The following is a 19,543-nucleotide window of genomic DNA, read 5'->3' on the forward strand; positions in this document are numbered from 1 at the left end:
GCCGGCCGCCCTGCCGTGAACTATGGGCGCCGGAAGGCGCCCTTGTGCGAGCCTCAGATCAGGCCGCGGCGCTCCTGGTCCTTCTCCAGCGAGCGGAACAGGGCGCCGAAGTTGCCTTCGCCGAAGCCCAGGTTGTTCGCGCGCTGGATGATCTCGATGAAGATCGGCCCGATGATGTTCTTGGTGAAGATCTGCAGCAGGTAGCCCTGCTCGTCGCCGTCGACCAGCACCTGGTGCTGCGCCAGCCGGGCATGGTCCTCGCGCACGCCGGGCACGCGGTCAAAGACCTCGCGGTAGTAGTCCGCATCGATCTCCAGGGTCTCGATGGGGCTGCCCTTCAGCGCATCCAGCGAGGCCAGGATGTCGCGCGTCAGGAAGGCCAGGTGCTGGACGCCGGGGCCCTTGTACTCGCGCAGGTACTCGGCGATCTGGTCCTTGTCATCCTTGGGCTGGTTGATGGGAATGCAGAAGGAGCCATCCGGCGAGCGCAGCGCAAAGCTGGTCAGCCCGGTCTTGACGCCCTGGATGTCGAAGTAGCGCACCTGGGTGAAGCCGAAGATGTCGCGGTAGAAGTCCGCCCACTTGTCCTGCTCGCCGGGGGGCACGTTGTTGGTGAGGTGGTCCACCACCAGAAAGCCCTTGTCGGGCTGGACCAGGGGCTGCTCCAGGGCCACGAAGTCACGCTCGTAGAGCGACAGGGGCGCGCTGCCCCAGGACTGGGCGTCGATGAAGTAGATCACGCTCTCGCCGATGCCCCACACGGCCGGATAGGCGTGGTCCTTCATGGCGGCCGGCACCTCCACCGCGCCGCGGCTCACCGCCGCGTGCAGGGCGGCCTGGGCGTCGTCCACGCGCCAGCCCATGGCGCTGATGGCCGGGCCGTGGCGGCGGGCGAACTGGGCCGAATGGCCTTCGCGCTCGCCGTTGAGCAGGAAGTGGATGTCGTTCTGGCGGAAATAGGCGATGTCCTTGGACGCATGGCGGCGCAGCTTGGAGAAGCCGAAGGCCCAGAACAGGGACTCCAGGTGCTGCAGATCCGGGCCGCAGAACTCGGTGAACTCGATGCCGCGAAGGCCGCAGGGATTGATCTGGCTCATGGGGTCTCCTCTTTTCCTGGGTAGAGCGGGGGGATGGATTGACCGTGATTCTTCTTGGGGCTCAAATTCGAAGAAAGCGAATTTCCTTGCGAAACTCATTCAAGAAAATCGATCATGAAGCTGGACCTGGAGGCCCTTGCCGCGCTGGACGCCGTGGTCCGCAACGGCAGCTATGCACAGGCTGCGGAGCACCTGCACAAGGTCACCTCGGCCGTCAGCTACCAGGTCAAGAAGCTGGAGGAGCAGCTGCGCCTGCCCCTGCTGGACCGCAGCGGCTACCGCGTGCGCCTGACCCCGCAGGGCGAGGCCGTGCTCAACGAGGGCCGGCGCCTGCTGCAGCACGCCCATCAGCTGGAGGCGCTCGCCCAGCAGCTGGCCTCGGGCTGGGAGCCGCGCCTGCTGGTGGTGGTCGACGGCATCCTGCCTCAGGCGGACACCCTGCAGGCGCTCAAGCAGCTGGCCGAAGAGGGCATCCCCACGCGGATCCAGCTCAAGATCGAGTTCCTGCACGGCGTGCAGTACCGCTTCGACAAGGACCACGCCGACCTGATGCTGGTCAAGGAATACGAGCCCAATGCCCAGTGCCGGGCGCTGGCCTTGCCGGAGGTGGAATGCGTGCTGTGCGTCGCGCCGGAGCACGCCCTGGCCCGCCTGGGGCGGCCCGCCACGCTGGCCGAGCTGCAGGCCCATGTGGAGCTCAGCGTGCAGGACAGCAGTGAACGCGGCGATGATCGGCACATGTTTGGCGGTGAACGCGTCTTCTATCTTTCCGGCTTCATGGCCAAGCGCCAGGCGCTGCTGATGGGCATGGGCTTCGGCTGGATCCCCCGCTACCTGGCCGACGAGCCCCTGGCCAGCGGAGCGCTGCAGGAGCTGGCCTACGAGGGCGGCTCGCGCTACCGCTTCACGCCCTGGCTGGTGCAGCGCCTGGACCGCCCGCTGGGCCGGGCCGGCCAGCGCCTGGTCGAGCTGCTGGCGCCCTCGGCACAGCCGGCCGTGCCCGGAGGCGCGCATGCCTGAGTTCAGCCTGCTGCTGCTGGCGGGCGGCGTCTTCGTGCTCAATGCCATGCCGGCCTTCGCCCCGCCCACCTGGATGCTGCTCGCCTTCTACGCCCTGCAGCAACCTGGCACTGCGCCGCTGGCCATCGCGGGCGTGGCGGCCGTCGCGGCCACCGGCGGGCGGCTGATGCTGGCCCGTTCCGCCCAGCGCATCAGCGCCAGCCGCTGGATGCGCCCCGCCATGCGCGCCAACATGCACGAGGTGGCCGACGCCATCAAGGGCCACGAGCGAGCCAGCACCCTGGCCTTCCTGGCCTTCGCCATCAGCCCCCTGCCCTCCAACGTGCTGTTCCTGGCCTACGGCCTGGCCCGGGCGCCGCTGCGGCTGCTGGCCTGGCCCTTCTTCGTGGGGCGCTTCATCAGCTACACGGTCGCCGTGATCGGCGGTGCCTATGCCGGGCGCCAGCTGGAGCTGCAGCTCAGCGGCCTGGCCGGTGGCATCTACTTCGTCGTCAGCCAGTGCCTGCTGCTGGCGGGCGTCTGGCTCTTCACCCGCATCAACTGGCGCCAGGCCCTGCGCAGCCGCTGGCTGCGGTGGTGGCACTGAGGCGGCTCAGGCCGCGCGCTGCCCCAGCCGGCGCAGCTTCTCCTGCTGGGCCTGCACCTGCGCGGGCTTGAGCTGGCCGACCATGCCGACGAGGGTCTCGTGGATGGGCGCGATGCCCACGAAGCCCAGGATGTTGCGCTCCAGGGACTTGAGGCTGTGCGCCCGGAAGTAGTAGCGGTAGACCAGGGCCGGCATGCCCATGGTCACCAGCACGCGGGCCGAGCGCCCCTGCAGGCCCTTGCGGCCGAAGGGGTTGCCGCCCTCGGCCTTGAAGGCGAAGCCCGGCCGCGCCACCTGCTCCAGAAAGCCCTTCAGCAGGGCCGGCATCTCGCCCAGCCACAAGGGAAAGACGATCAGCAGGTGCTGCGCCCAGGCGATGTCCTCCTGCGCCTGGCGCAGGCCTGGCGGCAGCGTGCCCTGCTCCCAGTCCTGCTGGGAACGCAGCAGAGGGAATTCCAGGCGGGCCACGTCCACCTGGCGCAGCTCGTGGCCGGCCTCGCGGGCGCCGGCGGCATAGGACTCGGCCAGCGCATGGCAGAGATGCGGTGCATCGGCATCAGGATGACCTTGCAGGATCAGGATGCGTGTCATGGAGGGCTCCGTGCGGGCGGGAGTCCTCATCTTGTTGGCAGCCGGGTCGCCGCGCCTTGACCTGGCTCACGGCAGTACCGGATGCCCCAGGCCGCGGTTCATGGCGTTGAGCAGGGCGCCGTTGTCCTGGCTCCATTCCCACGCGAAGAGCCCGGCCAGGCCCTGCTCGCGCACGAACTGCCCCTTGGCCAGCACGGCGCGCGGATCGTCATAGCCCATCCACAGCTGCAGGCGCGGCTGGTAGAGGGCATAGGCCTGGGTGAGGGGATCGAACAGCACCTGGTAGCCATGCCGCGGCCGACCCTGCTCATCGAAATAACGCCGCGAAAGCGCAGCCCAACCCATGGAACCGTCCCCTCCCGGGAAGGCGCCCGTCTTGCCGGCCCCGTGCCGCGGCTCGCGGACGCCGCTGAAGCCGCGCCCGTACATCGCCACACCGGCCACCAGCTTGGCCCGGGGCACGCCCGCCTCGACCAGGTTCTGCACCGACTGCGCCAGGCTGTCGTCCGACTGCGGCGCCGAGCCGCGCAGCGCGCTGTGGTGCCCCACGCGCTCGGACCAGCCGCCGTGGTAGTCGTAGCTCATCATGAAGACCAGGTCCAGGGCGGGCGCCGCGCGGCGGTAGTCGATGCGTCGCGTGATCTGCTGGATGGGATTGACGGCCACGGTCAGCTGGTAGAGCCGGCCGGTCTCAGCCGTCAGGCGGTCCAGGCCCGCGCGCAGGTCCTGCATGAGATCGGCAAAGCCCTGGCCGTCCGCCGGGCTGCCCAGGGCGACACCGTTGGCGCTGCCATTGCCGCCGGGGTGTTCCCAGTCGATGTCGATGCCGTCGAAGGCCGGATGCTCGCGCAGGAACTGCAGGGCGGAGGCCACGAAGACGGCGCGCCGCGGCGCCTCGTTGGCGAAGTGGAAGAAGGGATCCGAGCCCCCCCAGCCGCCCACGGAGGCCAGCACCTTCAGCTGGGGCGCACGCGACTTCAGCGCGGCAAAGGCGGCATCGAAGCGGGCATCGACGGCGCTCCAGCCCAAAGAATGCTCAGCCCGGCCCTCGCACTTGGGCGCGTCCTTGAGCAGTTGCCCAGGGCCGCAGGCGCGCAGGAAGGCGTAGAGCACATGCGTCAGGCTGCCCGCGGGCAGGGCGGCCACTCGGCTGGGGGGCTCCCAGTTGGCCACATAGAGGCCCAGCACCTTGCCGCTGGTCGGCTCGAAGTCCAGCGCGCCGGGCGTGAACAGGCCTGCGGGCGGCGGCGGCGCAGGCTGCGGGTCGGCCCAGGCCGAGGCGACGAGACCCGCCACCAGCAGCAGGCACAGGCTGCGGCACAGGCGGCGGGGCCGGAGGGACTTGAGCATGGCGATCCTTTCACGCAAGAGCTCGCAGCCTAGCGCAAATTAGATGCCACTTGAATACCAATTAACCGGAACCAGGGCCCCGGGCTCAGGGCGCCACCTGAATGCGGACCTGCAGCTCGCGGCTGCTCACAGCCTCGGCGTCACGGGTGCTGAAGGTGCCGCGCTCGCTGCGCCGCAGCTGGCCCCCCGTGCGGGCCACGGTCACCCACTCGTCCAGCGGGACCAGGGCCGTGGACTCCAGCTCGGTGCGCACCGGCGGTTGGCCGGCGCCGGACTCGCTGGGGGTCAGGTCTTGCGTCCGCAAGGTGACCCGCACCGGCTCGCGGCCGCCCGGCCAATGGGGCTCCAGGCTGAAGCCGCGCACCTGCTCGACATAGCCCTGACGCAGCTGGGCTCGGCCCGCGTCCCGGGCCGGCGCCTGTCCCGTCGAGCCCGGGGAGACCGGCACGCTCATGTCCAGCCACTGCAGGGGCGTGAGCTCGGCCAGCTGCACCGAGGCGCGAAAGCCGTTGAGCACGGTCAGGCGCTGCAGCAGCTGGCCTTGCGCGGACTGCTGCTCGGTACTCAGCACGACAGCGCCACGAGGCGACACCGAACCGCCGGTGCCCACCACCACCGCGCCGTCACGCACGCCGGCGATGGCCGCCTGGCTCACGCGGCTGTCCACCCAGCGCAGCTCCACCCACAGATTGACGCGCGGCTCGGCCGCCTGGGCGGGCAGCACCACGGCCAGGTTCAGGGCCAGGTTCAGGACCAGAGAGGCGAACAGGCTCAGCAGCGCACGGCGAGAGGCATCCATGGCCTGAGCATACGCCGCGGCCCGGGCCGCGAGCCCGGGATCAGCCGCTGGTCGCGGGCTTGTTTCCCGCCTTCGCCCAGGGCCGCAGGGGCCACAGCAGGTTCAGCGCCAGACCGCTGAGCACCAGGGCCGCCGCCGTGAGCTTCCAGCCCGGCAGCGGCTCGTGCAGGTACCAGGCCGCCGTACTCATGCCGAAGACCGGCACCAGCAGGGCCATGGGCACGATCTGCGAGGCCGCATGGCGCGACAGCAGCCAGCTCCACACGCCATAGCCGAAGAGCGTGTTGGCAAAGGCCTGCCAGGCCACCGCCCCCCAGGCGCCCCAGCCGGCCTGGCTGAGCCCTTCGCCGATGCGGGCCGGCCCCTCGAAGACCAAGGACATCAGCAGCAGGGGCGGCGCCGCGAAGACGCTGCTCCAGACCACATAGGCCAGCATGTTCACCCGCCCGGCCTTCTTGCCGACGATATTGCCGCTGGCCCAGCTGAAGGCCGCCAGCAGGACCATGCAAAGGCCCGGCACCGTGGTGCTGCCGTCAGTATGGCTGGCGATGACGGCCAGGCCGCAGGCCGCCAGGCCCAGCGCCAGCCACTGGAAGCCCCGCACCGGCTCGTGGGTGATGCGCATGGCCAGCAGCAGGGTGAAGAAGACCTGGGTCTGGATCACCAGCGAGGCCAGCCCCGGCGAGATCTGCGAGCCCATGGCCAGGTAGAGCAGCCCGAACTGCCCCACGCCCACCAGCGCCCCATAGGCCGCCAGATTGCGCCAGGGCACGTCCGGCCGGGGCAGGAAGAAGATGGCCGGGAGCACCGCCATCGAGAAGCGCAGGGTGGCAAAGAGCAGCGGCGGGAAGGCGTTGAGCCCCAGCCGGATCACCACGAAATTGCTGCCCCAGATGGCCACCACGGCCAGGGCCAGCAGGAAATGCCGCAGGGGAAGGCTGCCGGAGCTGCTCAAGATGCGCCTCGCGAGATCAGGTACGGAAGAGGCGCAGCCTAGCAGGCCCGGGCCCGCGGCGCCGGGCGATGGACATGCGTACCGCCCGCCTGGCGCTGTTGCAGGCATGCGATTCACCCCCATCGGAGGGACGGCCGCCGCGCGGCGGCTGGGCACAATCGCTGCCCGCGCGCCGTGACGGCCGCGCTGCACCAACGCCACGCTCGCCTTTGAGCGCCTGGCCTCAACGGAAGTCCCATGAAAGAACTCGTCTACCCCAAGGAACGCATCCTGGGTCTCATCACCCTCGTGCTGGGAGTCCTCGTCTGGCTGGCGCTCATCGTCGGCACCTACGGCACCGCCCTGATCGGCCTGCTGCTGGCCTTCCTGGCCTATGTCTTCGCGCAGTCGGCGCTGATCTCCTACATCAAGGGCAATGGCGTCGAGCTGACGGCCAACCAGTTTCCCGACCTCTGGGAGCAGTTCGAGGACTGCTGCCGCCGCCTGGACATCGCTCAGCTCCCGCGCGCCTATGTGCTCAACGGCGACGGCATGCTCAACGCCTTTGCCACGCGATTCCTGGGCACCCAGTACGTCGTGCTGCTGAGCGGGACGCTGGAGGCCATGGCTCAGCACGAGGACGGCGTGCGCTTCTACCTGGGTCACGAGCTGGGACACTTGCGCATGAAGCACCTGCAGGGTCAGGTCTTGCGCTGGCCGGTGCTGTGGCTGCCCCTGCTGGGCGCGGCCTATTCGCGGGCCCGCGAGTACACCTGTGACCGCCACGGTGCCGCCTGCTGCAACACCCCTGAGGGCGCGGCCCGGGCCCTGGCCGCGCTGGCCGCCGGTTCGCAGCGCTGGCGCGACCTGGACCTGCCGAGCTACCTCCGCCAGCTGCGCGAGACCCGCGGCTTCTGGATGTCCTTCCATGAGCTCTGCGCGGCCTACCCCTGGCACACCAAGCGCGTCGCCCGCGTGCTGCCGGAGGCCAAGGTGCCGTCCCGCAACCCGCTGGCCTATCTGCTGGCCGTCTTCGTGCCCTATGCCGGCCGCCTGGGTGCCGGCTTCGGCCTGCTGATGATGGTCTACATCATCGGCGTGCTGGCGGCCATCGCGCTGCCCAAGTACCAGGAGTACCAGCTCGTGGCCAAGGCCGCCACAGCGCTGACGGACAGCGCGCAGGCCCGCCAGGCGCTGTCCGCCTTCTATCAGGCGCAGGAGACGGTGCCCGACTCCCTCGATGAAGTCGGCATTGGCAGCACGCTGCCCTCCGGCGCCCAGCTGAGCCTCAACAGTGAGAACATGACCCTGTCCATCGCCCTGGGCAAATCCACGCTGAACCTGCTGCCCCAGGTGCAGGAGGACGGCAGCCTGCTGTGGGTCTGCGAGATCCAGGGCGAGGTCCAGCCGAAGAAGCTGCCGATGAATTGCGAGCAGGGCATCCGCTGATCCCACCGCACCAACAGCGCACCAGCAGCGCACCAACAGCAAAGGGGGCCTCGGCCCCCTTTTTGCATGCCTGGCGGACCGCCGGAGCAGCCCGGTGGCAGGGCCTCAGCTCGCCCGCTGCTCCAGCACGAAGTTCGCGCCGTCGTACTGGCCCAGGTGCTCGACCAGGTAAGGCAGGCACTCCTGCAGCTCGTCGTGCAGGGTGAAGGGCGGGTTGGCCACGAACATGCCGCTGCCCAGCATGCCGAAGCCACGTTCGTCGGGCTGGGCGACGGTCAGGCGCACATGCAACCAGCCCTTCTTGGCGGCGGCATCAGCCGCGGCCTTGAGGCGCGTGGCCAGCTGGGCCGACTCCAGGGTCTGCAGCTGGGGGTACCAGATCATGTAGACGCCGTCGGCAAAGCGCTGCAGGCCCTCGCGCAGGGCGGTCAGCACCTTGCCGTAGTCGGTCTTGATCTCGTAGGGCGGATCCATCAGCACGGCCCCCCGACGCGAGGGCGGCGGCAGCTCGCCCTTGAGCGAGGCGAAGCCGTCGGTGTCGGCGACCTGGGTGTTGGGCCGTGATTCGAGGTAGCTGGCCAGGATGCGGTGGTCGGTGGGGTGCAGCTCGTAGACCCGCAGGCGGTCGGCCTCGCGCATCAACAGATTGGCGACGGCCGGGGAGCCCGGGTACTGGCGCAGCTGGCCGTCCGGGTTGAAGTCCTTGACCAGCTGGACGTAGGCCGCCAGGGGCTCGGGCAGGTCCTTGCGGTCCCAGAGGCGGGCGATGCCGCTGCCGTACTCGGCGTTCTTCTGCGCGTAGCGACCCTCGACGGAATAGCCACCGGCCCCGGCGTGGGTGTCGACCAGGGTGTAGGGCTTGTCCTTTTCGCCCAGGTAGCGCAGGACGCGGGCCAGCACCAGGTGTTTGAGAACGTCGGCATGGTTGCCGGCATGAAAGGCGTGTCGATAGGCGAGCATGTGCGCACTGTAGCAAGCGGCCGCCGCGCCACCTAGGGCCATCACTCCCAACGGAGCGCCCTAGCACAGCGGCGGCGGCGCTGCAGTGCGCCTGCCCAAGCCCGGGCCGCCACGGGCGCTGTCGCCAGCGTGGCAGGCGGCGGGCCGCCACATTGGCTACGCTTGCGGCACTTTCCTCGTTCCTGCGGCCTGCCGCCGCACCAGAAGTCCCATGCCCAATCTCTTCGACCCTCTCCGCGCCGGCGACCTCGAGCTCGCCAACCGCATCGTCATGGCCCCGCTCACGCGCAGCCGCTCCGTGGGCCTGAAGCCCGGCCCGCTGGCCGTCGAGTACTACCGCCAGCGCGCCAATGCCGGCCTCATCATCACCGAAGGCGCCCAGGTCAGCCCCGAGGGCCAGGGCTATCTGGACACCCCGGGCATCCACAGCCCCGAGCAGGTCGAGGCCTGGAGGAAGGTCACCGACGCCGTGCATGCCGAAGGCGGCAAGATCGCCGTGCAGCTGTGGCACGTGGGTCGGATCTCGCATGCGGACTTCCAGCCCGGCGGCGGCGCGCCGGTGTCCTCCACGGCCCGGCCCATCCAGGCCAAGACCTTCACCGCCCGCGGCCTGGAGCCCGTGACCCCGGCCCGTGCGCTGCGCACCGAGGAGATCCCCGGCGTGGTGGCCCAGTTCGCGCATGCCGCACGCTGCGCCATGGAGGCCGGCTTCGATGCGGTGGAGGTGCATGGGGCCAACGGCTATCTGATCGACCAGTTCCTGCGCGACAGCATCAATGACCGCACGGACGCCTATGGCGGCTCCATCGAGAACCGCGCCCGCTTCCTCGTGGAGGTCATGACCGCAGTGAGCCAGGCCATAGGCGGCGGCCGCACCGGCCTGCGTCTGAGCCCGGTCACGCCGGTCAACGACGCCGGCCAGGACAGCCAGGCCCAGGCACTCTTCAACCATGCCGTCGAGCAGCTGGCGCCGCTGAACCTGGCCTTCCTGCATGTGATCGAGGGCATGACGGGCGGTGCCCGAGACATCGCCCCCTTCGACTTCGCCGCCCTGCACCAGCGCTTCAAGGGCGCCTGGATGGTCAACAACGGCTACAGCCGTGAGATGGCGCTGAAGGTGGTCGCCGAGGGGCAGGCCGACCTGGTCGCCTTCGGCCGGGACTTCATCAGCAACCCGGATCTGGTGCGCCGCCTGCGCCTGAACGCGGAGCTGGCCAAGCCCGACCGCAGCACCTTCTACGGCGGCGGCGCGAAGGGCTACACCGACTACCCGGCCCTGGCCTGAACCGCTCCGAGGCCTGGCTCACGCGCTGAGCCAGGCAGGCCGGGCCGCTTCAGGCCCGGCGCATCTTGGCGCGGAACAGCTCGGCGATGTTGACCTCGCGCGGGCCCGGCACCAGTTCGAAGGCCTCGCCGGCCTGCAGGCTGCCGGGCTTGAGCACGGCCAGGTAGAAGCCGCACCAGCCGCTCTGGCTCATCAGCTTGGCGGCCTGGTTGAAGCCCATCACGGCATTGAACTTGAAGCAGGGCTGGCGCGGTTCGCTGACGGCCAGGTCGCAGTCGGCGAAGCGCAGCACGTCGCCCACCCACACGTCCTTCTCGGTCAGGCCCTGCAGGGTGAGGTTCTCGCCCAGCGCACCGGGCGCCAGCGGCTCGTTCCAGCCGGCGACCCGGGCCTGGGCACGCACCGTCTGCCAGAAGGCGTAGTGCTCCTGCGGATAGGCGTAGACGGCCTTGCTCAGGCCGCCGTGCACGCTGAGGTCGGCCTGCTCGTCGCCCTCCAGGCCCAGGGGCGCCACCGCCACCCGCCCCTCGCGCGGCGATTTGCGGATGCCGCTGACGTGGGACTGGCCCTCGATGAGCAGGGGTTGGACGCGACCGGTGTTGAGCGAGAGGATCTTCATGGCAGGACGGCAGTGAGGCCGCCACTCTACGCCATGCCTGCCGGCCGGCCGCCGCTCAGGGCTTCAGGCGCTCGGCATGCGCGAGGGAGGACTGGATCACGGGCAGCAAGGCCTTGAGGTCCTCGGCCCCGGCGGGGCGTGTGCCAGGGTTCAGCACCCAGTTGACCTGGCGCGTTCCCACCTGCAGATACACGCTCAGGGCCAGATGGCCCGGCGCCGCGCAGTGGTGCTGGGCAAAGGCGCCCTCGCCCAGCTCGGGGAGGTCCACCTGCTGGCAGGAGTCCGCCGCCCCGGCCTTCATGTTGCGCAGGACCTCGACGGACGCCACCGGACTGCTCATGGCCACCAGGGCGGCCGAGGTGCTGCCGACGCTGGCCGAGCAATGGCGGGCGCCCATGCGGTGGATCTGCGGCTTCGGGCCGATCAGGGCCGCGGCCTGCGCGGGCGTGAACCACTCGCACGTGCCGAAGCTCTGGTCCGCCTTGGCGCGGCGGGCCAGGGCCTGCTGGCCCAGGCTGGCCAGGGCCCGGCGGGTGTCTTCCGTGTTGCCGGCCGCACCGTAGAGCATCAGGGTGAGCGTGTCCGTCTGGTCCTGGATGATCAGGCTGAGGCTCTGCATCGGCGCATCCGCGGGGGAAACGAGGAAGCTGGCCCGCTGGCCCAAGGCCGGGACGGCCACGAGCTGCTGCCCGGTGTCACGGCCCGCAGCGATGTGGGCGTCGAAGACCTGGGCGGCCTCCCCGGCCACGGGCCGGCGCAGGAGATTGAGCATCAGCGTGCCCGAGGCACCGCTGCTCCAGCTGCACATGCCGGCTGGATCCTGGCTCATCAACGTGTAGGCCCCGCCCAGCTGCGCGCGGACCTCGTCGCGGGCCAGCAGCACGCAGTCGGCAGCAGGGGCGGCCAGGGCAGCACCGGCGGGCAGGGCCAGGGCCAGGGCGGTCAGGCAGGTGCGGCGATGGAAGGCAGAGAGCTTCATGGGAGGTGTCGGGCGGTTGGAAAAATCGGGGGATCGGCGAGTGCGGGGATCGGGAAGGCCTGCGGCGGCCGTTCAGTCCTGCCCCGTGGGATGGGCCTTGCGGTAGCGCTGGTAGTCGGCCGAGCGGCGCAAAGCGTCCAGCTCGGGCCAGTCATCGGGCAGTGCCAGCTCGCGATGCTCCGCCTCGTTCAGGGCCTGGAGCAAGGGTTCGCGGTAGCGCTTGGGGTCCCAGCCTGCGGCCTTGAGATAGACGCGCAGCCGTGTCTCGAAGAAGGCGTCATGGACGCCCTCGCCCTCGATGGGCGAGCCGATGTCGAAGACAGCGTCGATGTGCTCGATGGACTCCTGCAGCGCGGCCAGCGAGCGGGCCTTCTCCATGCCCTCGTGGGCCAGCATGTTGTGGCAGGCCCGGCGCGTGGCCCGCACGATGTTGTAGCTCTCCAGATAGGCCCAGTCGGCCGAGCCGACGAGCTTGTTCACGGCCAGACGGCAGCTCGCCAGGGCCTCCGGAATGCGGCCCGTCTCGTAGAGGGCGAAGCGCTTGAAGTCCAGAACCCAGGCCCATTCTTCCTTCTCGGAGAAGTCCGGATCGCGGCGCTTCAGGTCCGCCTCGAGCCCCTGCACCAGTTGCATCACCCGCGGATAGTCCTGCGCCGACATGGCGCGCTGCGCGGCCACCATCTGGCTGTGGAAGTCTTGCGCAGGCGCCGCCGCGGGCGAAGCGGCCGGGCGCTGCGCCGCCTGGGCTGGCGCCGGCGCTGCCCCTGCGCTGGTGCCTGCAGCGGCCCCGCTCAGGCGCTCCTGATGCAGGCGCAGCAGGCGTGCCGTGTTGCCGAAATGCGGTCGACCCTTGGCGGACTCCGCCTCGGCCAGCTGGATGCCATCGGCCAGCGTGGCGGGATCGGCCTGGATCTCGCGCAGCAGCATCAGGGCGGCGTCGCGCTTCATCACGCTGAAGCGCTCCTGGCGCGCGAAGGCCAGGATCTGCGCACCCAGCGCCGGCCGCAGGGGGGTGGTGATGTCCGCCGGCTGCCGCGCGTCACGGTCCAGCAGCCCGCTCAGCAGCTTCAGCGCCTCCCATTGCTGCTGCTCGCTTTCGCGGCCGTTGAGGGCGGCCAGCAGAGGCTGGATATCGCGGGCGTAGTCCAGCGCACCGGCTTGCTGCTGCAGATGGGCCAGGGCGCCCGGCAGCGTCTGGGCCTGGGCACTGTCGACCGGGGCCAGCGCCAAGGCGGCCGCGAGGACGGCGCTCAGGGCCGGAGCCCTGGCCCCCAGGAAGCGGCGAGTGCAGGCAGGGGACTGAGCGGGAGGGCTGGCAGGAGTGCGTGAGGATGTCTGGATGGGCATGGCGTCTCGGGGGCGCCCGCAGGACGGCTGCAGGACGACCGCGTTCAGGGCCTGCCGGGGCGGGCGCCGATGCGCCGGCATGAATGCGCCCTCCCCGGCACATGGGTGATTCTTGTGGCCCGCATGATAGTGAGCCCGCCCCCTCGGGCACAGGCCCCGTCACGCTTGCTCACATCTGCCCGGCCGGCCCTCGGAGGTGCTCCGCCAGCCAGTCCACGAAGCACCGGACCCGGGGCGAGAGCTGCCGGCTGGAGGCCCAGACGGCATTGAACCGGCCTGAAGTTCCCACCGCCCCCGCCAGCACCTCGCGCAGACGCCCGTCAGCCAGCTCCTCACGCACCAGGAAGTCCGGCATGCAGGCGATGCCGACCCCGCGCAGCGCGGCGCTCTTCAGCGCCTCGACGTTGTTGCAGGCCAGCACCGTGTGCAGGCGCGCGTTGAGGTCCTGGCTGCCCGGCGGCAGCGGCCAGTCCAGCAGCTTGCCCGTATTGGGATGCCGGAACTGCACCGCCACATGGCCCTCCAGCTGATCCACCACGGTGGGTGCCGGCCGCCGGGCCAGATAGTCCGGCGCGGCGCACAGCAGCAGGCGGAAGGCATTCAGCGGCCGGGACACCAGTCGCGAATCCGGCAGTGCGCCGCTGCGGATCGCCACGTCAACGGACTCCTCAATCAGGTCCACCGTGCGGTCCGTGAAGACCAGGTCCAACGCCACCTCGGGATAGGCGGCGAGAAAGCCGGGCACCAGGGGCATGAGGAAGTGATGGCCCACGATGGGCGCGCTGACCCGCAGCCGGCCGCGCGGGACGGCACTGGCCTGAGTCAGCTGCGCGCGGGCATCGTCCAGGTCCTCGAGGATGCGGCGACAGCGCTCATGGAACAGCCGGCCTTCCTCCGTCAGCTGCACGCTGCGGGTGCTGCGATGCATCAGGCGCACACCCAGCTCCTCCTCGAGCCTGGCCACCGCCTTGCCCACCGCCGAGGCCGACACCGCCAGCTCCCGCCCCGCGGCCACGAAGCTGCCGCACTCGGCCGTCCGCACAAAGGCCAGCAGTCCACTCAGCTTGTCCATCGATCTCCAGACTCCGGTTCGATTGCTCCGCGCGATTGCAGCACCGATGCGGCGGGCCGGATTGCAGCGTTTCGTTCCGGCTGGAACGGAGCGCCAGCGCGTTGATGCCGATCGCGCGGAAGTCTACCCTTCGCTCCACCGCCCTCCCCCTCCCCAAGGCCCGCCATGCCCGCCCTCCCCTGCCCCTGCCCTTTCCGCTGCCAGTTCCCGGGCCTCGCCTCCCCTGCCCCCACATTCCCTGCGCCGCATGCCCGCGACTGGATGCGGTCACTGCCGGGGTCAGGTCTTGCCAGCTGCCTGCGACGGCTGCGGGCGAGGTCCTGAATGCGGGCGCTTCGCTCGCCGGCCCGCCTGCTGGGCCTCGCCGCCCTGCTGCTGGCCCTGCCCCTGTGCCTGCAGGCCGCCGGCAGCCACTGGGTGCGCAGCCTGGACCTCTGCCTGCTCTACGTGATGCTGGCCCTGGGCATGAATGTGGTCGTGGGCTATGCCGGGCTGCTGGACCTGGGCTATGTGGCCTTCTATGCGATGGGGGCCTATCTGTGCGCGCTGCTGAACTCCGCCCAGCTCAGCGAGCACTTCGCCTGGGCGGCCGCCCTCTCAGGCAGCGGCTTCTCGACGGCCTGGTGGGTCACCGTACCCGTGGCCGGTGCCGTGGCGGCCCTGCTGGGCCTGCTGCTGGGCGCGCCCACGCTGCGACTGCGCGGCGACTACCTGGCCGTGGTGACCCTGGGCTTCGGCGAGGTGCTGCGCCTGCTGATCAACAACCTGGGCGCCGAGCCCGTCAACATCACCAATGGCGCGCGCGGCATCGGTCCGGTCGGACCGTTGCAGGTCTTCGGCCTGGATCTCAGCCGGCCGCTCCTGCTGGCCGGCCACGAGATCGCGCCCGTGACGCAGCACGCCTACCTCTTCCTGGCCCTGACCCTGGCCACGCTGCTGGCCTGCCATCGGCTGCAGCGCTCGCGCATCGGCCGCGCCTGGATGGCCATCCGCGAGGACGAGGTCGCGGCCGAGGCCATGGGCCTGCCCACGAGCCGGCTCAAGCTGCTGGCCTTTGCGGTGGGCGCCGGCTTCGGCGGCGTGGCCGGTGCGATGTTCTCCAGCTTCCAGGGCTTCATCTCGCCGGAGTCCTTCACGCTGCAGGAGTCCATCTTCATCGTCGCGATGGTGGTGTTCGGCGGCATGGGCCACCTGCCCGGCGTGCTGCTGGGCGCCGTCATCCTGGCCGGCCTGCCCGAGGCCCTGCGCTACGTGGCCGGCCCCCTGCAGTCCTGGAGCGAGGGCCGCCTGGATGCCGGCATCCTGCGCCCCCTGCTCATCGCGCTGACCATGGTGGGCACGATGCTGGTGAGGCCGCATGGTTTGTGGCCGGCGAAGGGGCGAGGCTAGCGCCGTCATCGGCGAATCTGCAGCCAGGCTCGGTGCGTTCGTGGCCATGGCCTTGACGCATGGCTGCGCACTCCTTCACTGCGACCATGAGCGCGGCCAGGGCGGCGAAGCAAAGAGCCGGCAGGCCTCCTCGATGGACTGCAAGGCCTCCTGCTCATTGGCAAAGGCTTCTGCCAGCCCATGAAACTGCCTCGGGTCGATGACGTTGGCTTTGCACGTCGACTGATCGCGCCCCGCGATACCCGTGGCCAGTTGACGAAGAAACGCATGGATGTTGGGGGCCGTCGTCTCCTGCCCATACTCGGGTGAACAGGTGCCGTCCCCGTTGTGGGTCCATACCGTAGCAACCACCGGACTTTCATCCAGTGGCGTCCCCTCCATCAACCAGAGCGAGAAGACATAGAACAGCTCACCGCCCTCGGCGTTGCCGCCCTGGGACTCGTCGAGCGTCAGGATGTGGAGATAGCACGGATCGTCCAGCCAGCGATCGGTTCCGAATTCGAAGTCAATGGAGGGGTCGCCCTGGCCTGCCCCATCCAGAGTGCGGGCCACCGCCGTGCGCCAAGCCAACGGCAGCGGATGGATTCGAAAGAACTCTGCGAAGGCATCTTTGCGGTATTGCAGCCACTCGAGGTACTTCTGCGAACGTGTCTGTTCCACACTCACCGATTCATCCTTTGCCATCTGCGCCCATTTCGATTTGCGTTGAATCTGCCATGCTGCCCTATGAAGCCGCACTGCCGGATGCTTGCCAACACCCTGGTAAAGCACAGCTCCCATCCGCAAAGGCCCGGTGCTTGAGCAGCCGGCCCTGCGGGTCATGCTCGTACTGGCTGGCCAGCTGGCCCTGGCTGCGGCCGACTTCGCAGTGCAGGGCGTCGCGCTCGATGTCGCTGATCAGCTCGTGGCGGCCGTCCACCTCGATGTTGATCTGGTGCAGGTGATCGACCCAGTCCGCCACATCGGTGCGCGACGCCTCCGCCAACAGAATGCCCATGGCGCAGCGCTGAAGTTCGGGCGCCGCCTGCGATGCGGGCCGGCGCTCGGCATCAGCGAGACGGCAGTCACGCACCGCCATGGCGATCCACAGCGCGAGGCGACCGCGCCTCCATTGGTCATTGCTCGGCATGCGCGCCACGCGGACCGCCTGGCCGGAGTGAGCGGTGAACTCGCTCTGCACGAAGCGGTCCATATTGGCGCGGATGGCAGCGCTGGCCGGGGCCAGTCGATGGCCCAGCGAGCCGCACATGCCGCTGCTGCGTACTTCCAGGCTCAGCGCACGGGCGGCCAGCAGAGGAGGCCGTGCCGGGCTGACCGCGGCACCCGCAGCAGGGGCCGTCGCGTTCGGAGCGTCACCTGCGAGCGAGGGCGCTTGAAGGCGAAGCTCGACGCACTGAAGCTGGTGCTGGCCACGTTGCGCATGGGGGCCAGGCCTTGCACGCACGACTGCCCAATTCCGCGCCTCGGCCGTTTGAGACACGGCGGTCCATCACCGCTCAGCCTTAGTCGCCAATTCGCTCGTTGTCAGGGTCGTGGACACGGACCCAATTTTTGCCGTCAAAGTAGGCAACATCTTTGACGCCGATGCTCCACAGCACACCATCGGCGTGATCCACGCGCCAGGCGTCCTGCAACTCAGGCTTCAGCTTCGTCTTGACGGGTGCGATCTTCTTGGCGTCAAACACGTGCAAGCCCTCTTCGGCGCTCAAGTACACCTTGTCCTGGAACTTGCTCAGGCAGACCCAGGTCTGGTTGTCGTCCACGCTGCTCATTTCCTTGAAGCCGTCGCGTGCATTGCCCTTGAGCAAGGTGCCATTGAAGCCGCAGGCCCAGACCTCGTCGGGGCCGTAGCAGCGCACCCAGGTCAGATGCTCATCGGTCCGCAGCGCCACCTTTCGCCATTGCTTGCCGTCGAAGTGCGCCATGAAGCCTTGCAGGCCAACGACATACACGTCGCGCTCGGAGTTGCCGTCCATGCATTCCAACATCGGCCCGCTGACCATGGCTTCGGCCAAGTCGCCTGGCGTCGCGAACTTGTCGGGGTCCAGGCCCACGAACAGGCCCTGGTCCACTTGCCGCCAGTCATCGCGGCCAAATCGGCGATAGACCTGGCCCCGTTGACCACAGGCCCAGAGCTGACCATCGATCTCCCGGAGGTGGGTCATCAACCCGCCAAAGGCATCGTCAAGCATGCCGGCGCCGGGGATCTGCTCGACAAAAGTCGGGACGTTCTTTTGATTGAAGCGAACCGTGCCATGCCGGCCAAGGGCGACAAATCGGCTGCCATCAGGCAAGGATTCAACGTCCCCACGATACGCGTGTACGGAAACAACGTTGTCCGCATAGTCGTGACAAGCCCACGGTGGATCATCCGTCAAATCCAGGATGGACATGCGACTGTGAAGTGTTTCCTCAGGGTTCAAGCCATCCAATTGACTCGCTATATATAAAAAATCACCTGCTGCGCATGCAGCATCAATGTAGTAGACCGAAGCAATTTCAGTATCCATAAGCCTTCCAGCAGCATTGCGTTAACCACGACGGCGAGTTCCGACCGCCTTTTCTGTCCCCATCGGAGTTCCCACGGCAGGGGGATTTCGACCAAATGGATCCGCCCTCAGTCGAGTGTCTTCCGCCAATCCATTTGCTTGATGATGTTCGCGCAATTGCCGCTTCAGGTCTTTGGGGTCACAGCCGGTAACCATGCCTGCTGAGCGAGCTCCGGCATCTTCAAGCTCCCCCAAAGTCGCTGTGCGCTTCGGGGTGTTTTTCCTACCCAGGGCTTCCTCCTGGGCGTCCATCAAGGCATGGATCTTCCCGTGCTCGGCCAAGGCCCCAAACCAGTCTCCCAGCTTGCGCTTGAAGTTACCCTTCTCGACGTTACCGCCATCCTTCCCGGTGCTCTTGGTTGCACCGCCCACGCAAATGACCAACCCCTCTGCATGGGTGATCTTTTCCGTGCCGGGATAGCGCCCGCCGCCTTGACTGTCAGGCATGTGGAAGCAGTGATCAGGCACAACGTGGTGGCGTCTGTCCGTATGACCTCCGCCTCCTGCAGCTGGTGCTCGGCATTCCACCGCAGCTGCGCCTCCTCATGCGCCCCCTTGCGACGCTGCACCACATTGCCATGCACGTCGTACTCGAAACGCAGCTCCTGCCAGACCTTCAGCCGATTGCCCCCGATGGCCGGCTGCGGCCCTGAACGCTGCGCCAGCAGGTTCCCCGCCGGGTCAAAGGCGAAGTACTCCTCCACCTTCCCCGTGGCCTGCAGGATGCGACCCGTCGGGTCATACCGGAAGCGCTGCTCTCCCCGCAGGCTGTCCTGGCGCTGGGTCAGGTTGCCGGACGCGTCGTACTGGTAGCTGCGCTCCAGCGCCACCTGCTGTGCGTTCCCCATCCGCAAGGCCCGGTGCTTGAGCAGCCGGCCCTGCGGGTCATGCTCGTACTGGCTGGCCAGCTGGCCCTGGCTGCGGCCCACTTCGCGGTGCAGGGCGTCGCGCTCGATGTCGCTGATCAGCTCGTGGCGGCCGTCCACCTCGATGTTGATCTGGTGCAGGTGCCCCGAACCGTAGAACGGCCAGTGCAGGGTGCGCTGGTCGGGCAGCTGGGTGCGGATGCGATGGGTTGAGGCTGCCGCCGTCTCGTCGCAGCCCTCAAGCCGCCCAATTCCTCGCACTGAACGCCGCCCACAGATCCGGCAGCTCCGCGCTGATGGGCAGCTCCCTCAGCCGCTCCGGCAAGGCGCCGGGCGCAGGCGTCGGGTCGATGGCCTCCAGCACCGCCACCTGCTGCAGCCGCCCCTGCCGCCAGCGCAGCAGCAAGGGCAGGTCTTCGGGGACGAAGTCGCCCAGGAACTCGGCGTGGTCTTCGAGGTCGAGCCAGAGCCAGCTCAGGTCTGCATGAGCCTGCTGCGCGCACAGCGCCTCAAAGGCGGGGCGCAGGGCTGCGCACTTCTGGCACCAGGACTCGGCGCCAAGGGCCACCAGCAGCTCGGCTTGCGGCCGGGCCAGGCGAGTGGCCAGGGCCTGGGCGTCGTTCCAGGGATCGAGGGCTTGGGTTTGCATGG

General features: G+C 69.0%; 20 protein-coding genes. 5 read left to right on the plus strand and 15 right to left on the minus strand.

Annotation, left to right across the window (positions count from 1 at the left end; genetic code table 11):
• Positions 1-53: 53 nt before the first annotated feature.
• Complete coding sequence (gene hppD / locus O9Y01_RS13465; RefSeq protein ID WP_269632070.1) at positions 54-1,097, minus strand: 4-hydroxyphenylpyruvate dioxygenase; 1,044 nt, start codon at positions 1,095-1,097, stop codon at positions 54-56.
• Between the two features lie 114 nt (positions 1,098-1,211).
• Between hppD and O9Y01_RS13470 the strand changes: the two genes are divergently transcribed.
• Together O9Y01_RS13470 and O9Y01_RS13475 are read left to right on the plus strand one after the other, a co-directional pair.
• Positions 1,212-2,117: a LysR family transcriptional regulator gene (locus tag O9Y01_RS13470; protein ID WP_269632071.1), complete on the plus strand. Its 906-nt coding sequence runs from the start codon at positions 1,212-1,214 to the stop codon at positions 2,115-2,117.
• Positions 2,110-2,703: a hypothetical protein gene (locus O9Y01_RS13475; RefSeq protein ID WP_269632072.1), complete on the plus strand. Its 594-nt coding sequence runs from the start codon at positions 2,110-2,112 to the stop codon at positions 2,701-2,703. The genes O9Y01_RS13470 and O9Y01_RS13475 overlap by 8 nt, the downstream gene beginning before the upstream one ends.
• A 6-nt stretch (positions 2,704-2,709) precedes the next feature.
• On the opposite strand, the gene O9Y01_RS13480 is transcribed toward O9Y01_RS13475, so the two are convergent.
• The 4 genes from O9Y01_RS13480 to O9Y01_RS13495 form a co-directional block, all read right to left on the minus strand.
• On the minus strand, positions 2,710-3,294 hold the full coding sequence (locus O9Y01_RS13480; RefSeq protein ID WP_269632073.1) for an NAD(P)H-dependent oxidoreductase: 585 nt from the start codon (positions 3,292-3,294) through the stop codon (positions 2,710-2,712).
• 66 nt (positions 3,295-3,360) lie between these two features.
• On the minus strand, positions 3,361-4,644 hold the full coding sequence (locus O9Y01_RS13485) for a glycoside hydrolase family 18 protein (RefSeq protein WP_269632074.1): 1,284 nt from the start codon (positions 4,642-4,644) through the stop codon (positions 3,361-3,363).
• 85 nt (positions 4,645-4,729) lie between these two features.
• A complete protein-coding gene (locus O9Y01_RS13490; protein WP_269632075.1) occupies positions 4,730-5,443 on the minus strand; it encodes a hypothetical protein in 714 nt (237 codons plus the stop codon).
• Between the two features lie 40 nt (positions 5,444-5,483).
• Positions 5,484-6,398 (minus strand): EamA family transporter, encoded by a 915-nt coding sequence (locus tag O9Y01_RS13495; protein WP_269632076.1) that lies wholly within the window; start codon positions 6,396-6,398, stop codon positions 5,484-5,486.
• Between the two features lie 237 nt (positions 6,399-6,635).
• Between O9Y01_RS13495 and O9Y01_RS13500 the strand changes: the two genes are divergently transcribed.
• Positions 6,636-7,826, plus strand: a complete 1,191-nt coding sequence (locus tag O9Y01_RS13500; RefSeq protein WP_269632077.1) for a M48 family metalloprotease — start codon at positions 6,636-6,638, stop codon at positions 7,824-7,826.
• 105 nt (positions 7,827-7,931) lie between these two features.
• Here the strand turns inward: O9Y01_RS13500 and O9Y01_RS13505 are convergent, their stop codons facing one another.
• On the minus strand, positions 7,932-8,786 hold the full coding sequence (locus O9Y01_RS13505; RefSeq protein ID WP_269632078.1) for a 23S rRNA (adenine(2030)-N(6))-methyltransferase RlmJ: 855 nt from the start codon (positions 8,784-8,786) through the stop codon (positions 7,932-7,934).
• Between the two features lie 211 nt (positions 8,787-8,997).
• Between O9Y01_RS13505 and O9Y01_RS13510 the strand changes: the two genes are divergently transcribed.
• Complete coding sequence (locus O9Y01_RS13510; RefSeq protein ID WP_269632079.1) at positions 8,998-10,071, plus strand: alkene reductase; 1,074 nt, start codon at positions 8,998-9,000, stop codon at positions 10,069-10,071.
• Between the two features lie 49 nt (positions 10,072-10,120).
• Here O9Y01_RS13510 and O9Y01_RS13515 read toward each other — a convergent pair whose 3' ends face one another.
• The 4 genes from O9Y01_RS13515 to O9Y01_RS13530 all read right to left on the minus strand — a co-directional run bounded on the left by O9Y01_RS13515 (position 10,121) and on the right by O9Y01_RS13530 (position 14,088).
• Positions 10,121-10,690 (minus strand): MOSC domain-containing protein, encoded by a 570-nt coding sequence (locus tag O9Y01_RS13515; RefSeq protein WP_269632080.1) that lies wholly within the window; start codon positions 10,688-10,690, stop codon positions 10,121-10,123.
• A 55-nt stretch (positions 10,691-10,745) separates the two neighbouring features.
• Entirely contained in the window at positions 10,746-11,669 is a 924-nt protein-coding gene (locus tag O9Y01_RS13520; RefSeq protein ID WP_269632081.1) for a hypothetical protein, read from the minus strand.
• 72 nt (positions 11,670-11,741) lie between these two features.
• Complete coding sequence (locus O9Y01_RS13525) at positions 11,742-12,899, minus strand: hypothetical protein (protein WP_269632082.1); 1,158 nt, start codon at positions 12,897-12,899, stop codon at positions 11,742-11,744.
• A gap of 286 nt (positions 12,900-13,185) precedes the next feature.
• The gene (locus tag O9Y01_RS13530; protein WP_269632083.1) at positions 13,186-14,088 is read right to left on the minus strand and encodes a LysR family transcriptional regulator; all 903 of its coding nucleotides are present in this window, start codon (positions 14,086-14,088) and stop codon (positions 13,186-13,188) included.
• Positions 14,089-14,412: 324 nt separating this feature from the next.
• Between O9Y01_RS13530 and O9Y01_RS13535 the strand changes: the two genes are divergently transcribed.
• Positions 14,413-15,477 carry a branched-chain amino acid ABC transporter permease gene (locus tag O9Y01_RS13535; protein ID WP_269632085.1) on the plus strand — a complete coding sequence of 355 codons (1,065 nt, stop codon included), beginning with the start codon at positions 14,413-14,415 and terminating at the stop codon, positions 15,475-15,477.
• Positions 15,478-15,552: 75 nt separating this feature from the next.
• On the opposite strand, the gene O9Y01_RS13540 is transcribed toward O9Y01_RS13535, so the two are convergent.
• The 5 genes from O9Y01_RS13540 to O9Y01_RS13560 all read right to left on the minus strand — a co-directional run bounded on the left by O9Y01_RS13540 (position 15,553) and on the right by O9Y01_RS13560 (position 19,541).
• Complete coding sequence (locus O9Y01_RS13540; RefSeq protein ID WP_269632086.1) at positions 15,553-16,161, minus strand: hypothetical protein; 609 nt, start codon at positions 16,159-16,161, stop codon at positions 15,553-15,555.
• A gap of 40 nt (positions 16,162-16,201) precedes the next feature.
• The gene (locus O9Y01_RS13545; RefSeq protein WP_269632087.1) at positions 16,202-16,726 is read right to left on the minus strand and encodes a hypothetical protein; all 525 of its coding nucleotides are present in this window, start codon (positions 16,724-16,726) and stop codon (positions 16,202-16,204) included.
• 253 nt (positions 16,727-16,979) lie between these two features.
• Positions 16,980-17,987, minus strand: a complete 1,008-nt coding sequence (locus O9Y01_RS13550) for a hypothetical protein (protein ID WP_269632088.1) — start codon at positions 17,985-17,987, stop codon at positions 16,980-16,982.
• A 290-nt stretch (positions 17,988-18,277) separates the two neighbouring features.
• The gene (locus O9Y01_RS13555; protein ID WP_269632089.1) at positions 18,278-19,153 is read right to left on the minus strand and encodes an RHS repeat domain-containing protein; all 876 of its coding nucleotides are present in this window, start codon (positions 19,151-19,153) and stop codon (positions 18,278-18,280) included.
• Positions 19,131-19,541, minus strand: a complete 411-nt coding sequence (locus tag O9Y01_RS13560; RefSeq protein WP_269632090.1) for a thioredoxin — start codon at positions 19,539-19,541, stop codon at positions 19,131-19,133. The genes O9Y01_RS13555 and O9Y01_RS13560 overlap by 23 nt, the downstream gene beginning before the upstream one ends.
• Positions 19,542-19,543 lie beyond the last annotated feature (2 nt).

The sequence above is a fragment of the Pelomonas sp. BJYL3 genome, from assembly GCF_027257975.1.
Taxonomy (GTDB): Bacteria; Pseudomonadota; Gammaproteobacteria; order Burkholderiales; family Burkholderiaceae_C; genus Roseateles_B; species Roseateles_B flavus.

Bases quoted from the DNA above. Each gene is read 5' to 3' on its own strand.
- hppD (WP_269632070.1), bottom strand. From the start codon at position 1,097: ATGAGCCAGATCAATCCCTGCGGCCTTCGCGGCATCGAGTTCACCGAG.
- O9Y01_RS13470 (WP_269632071.1), top strand. From the start codon at position 1,212: ATGAAGCTGGACCTGGAGGCCCTTGCCGCGCTGGACGCCGTGGTCCGC.
- O9Y01_RS13475 (WP_269632072.1), top strand. From the start codon at position 2,110: ATGCCTGAGTTCAGCCTGCTGCTGCTGGCGGGCGGCGTCTTCGTGCTC.
- O9Y01_RS13480 (WP_269632073.1), bottom strand. From the start codon at position 3,294: ATGACACGCATCCTGATCCTGCAAGGTCATCCTGATGCCGATGCACCG.
- O9Y01_RS13485 (WP_269632074.1), bottom strand. From the start codon at position 4,644: ATGCTCAAGTCCCTCCGGCCCCGCCGCCTGTGCCGCAGCCTGTGCCTG.
- O9Y01_RS13490 (WP_269632075.1), bottom strand. From the start codon at position 5,443: ATGGATGCCTCTCGCCGTGCGCTGCTGAGCCTGTTCGCCTCTCTGGTC.
- O9Y01_RS13500 (WP_269632077.1), top strand. From the start codon at position 6,636: ATGAAAGAACTCGTCTACCCCAAGGAACGCATCCTGGGTCTCATCACC.
- O9Y01_RS13505 (WP_269632078.1), bottom strand. From the start codon at position 8,786: ATGCTCGCCTATCGACACGCCTTTCATGCCGGCAACCATGCCGACGTT.
- O9Y01_RS13510 (WP_269632079.1), top strand. From the start codon at position 8,998: ATGCCCAATCTCTTCGACCCTCTCCGCGCCGGCGACCTCGAGCTCGCC.
- O9Y01_RS13515 (WP_269632080.1), bottom strand. From the start codon at position 10,690: ATGAAGATCCTCTCGCTCAACACCGGTCGCGTCCAACCCCTGCTCATC.
- O9Y01_RS13520 (WP_269632081.1), bottom strand. From the start codon at position 11,669: ATGAAGCTCTCTGCCTTCCATCGCCGCACCTGCCTGACCGCCCTGGCC.
- O9Y01_RS13530 (WP_269632083.1), bottom strand. From the start codon at position 14,088: ATGGACAAGCTGAGTGGACTGCTGGCCTTTGTGCGGACGGCCGAGTGC.
- O9Y01_RS13535 (WP_269632085.1), top strand. From the start codon at position 14,413: ATGCGGGCGCTTCGCTCGCCGGCCCGCCTGCTGGGCCTCGCCGCCCTG.
- O9Y01_RS13540 (WP_269632086.1), bottom strand. From the start codon at position 16,161: ATGGCAAAGGATGAATCGGTGAGTGTGGAACAGACACGTTCGCAGAAG.
- O9Y01_RS13545 (WP_269632087.1), bottom strand. From the start codon at position 16,726: ATGTGCGGCTCGCTGGGCCATCGACTGGCCCCGGCCAGCGCTGCCATC.
- O9Y01_RS13550 (WP_269632088.1), bottom strand. From the start codon at position 17,987: ATGGATACTGAAATTGCTTCGGTCTACTACATTGATGCTGCATGCGCA.
- O9Y01_RS13560 (WP_269632090.1), bottom strand. From the start codon at position 19,541: ATGCAAACCCAAGCCCTCGATCCCTGGAACGACGCCCAGGCCCTGGCC.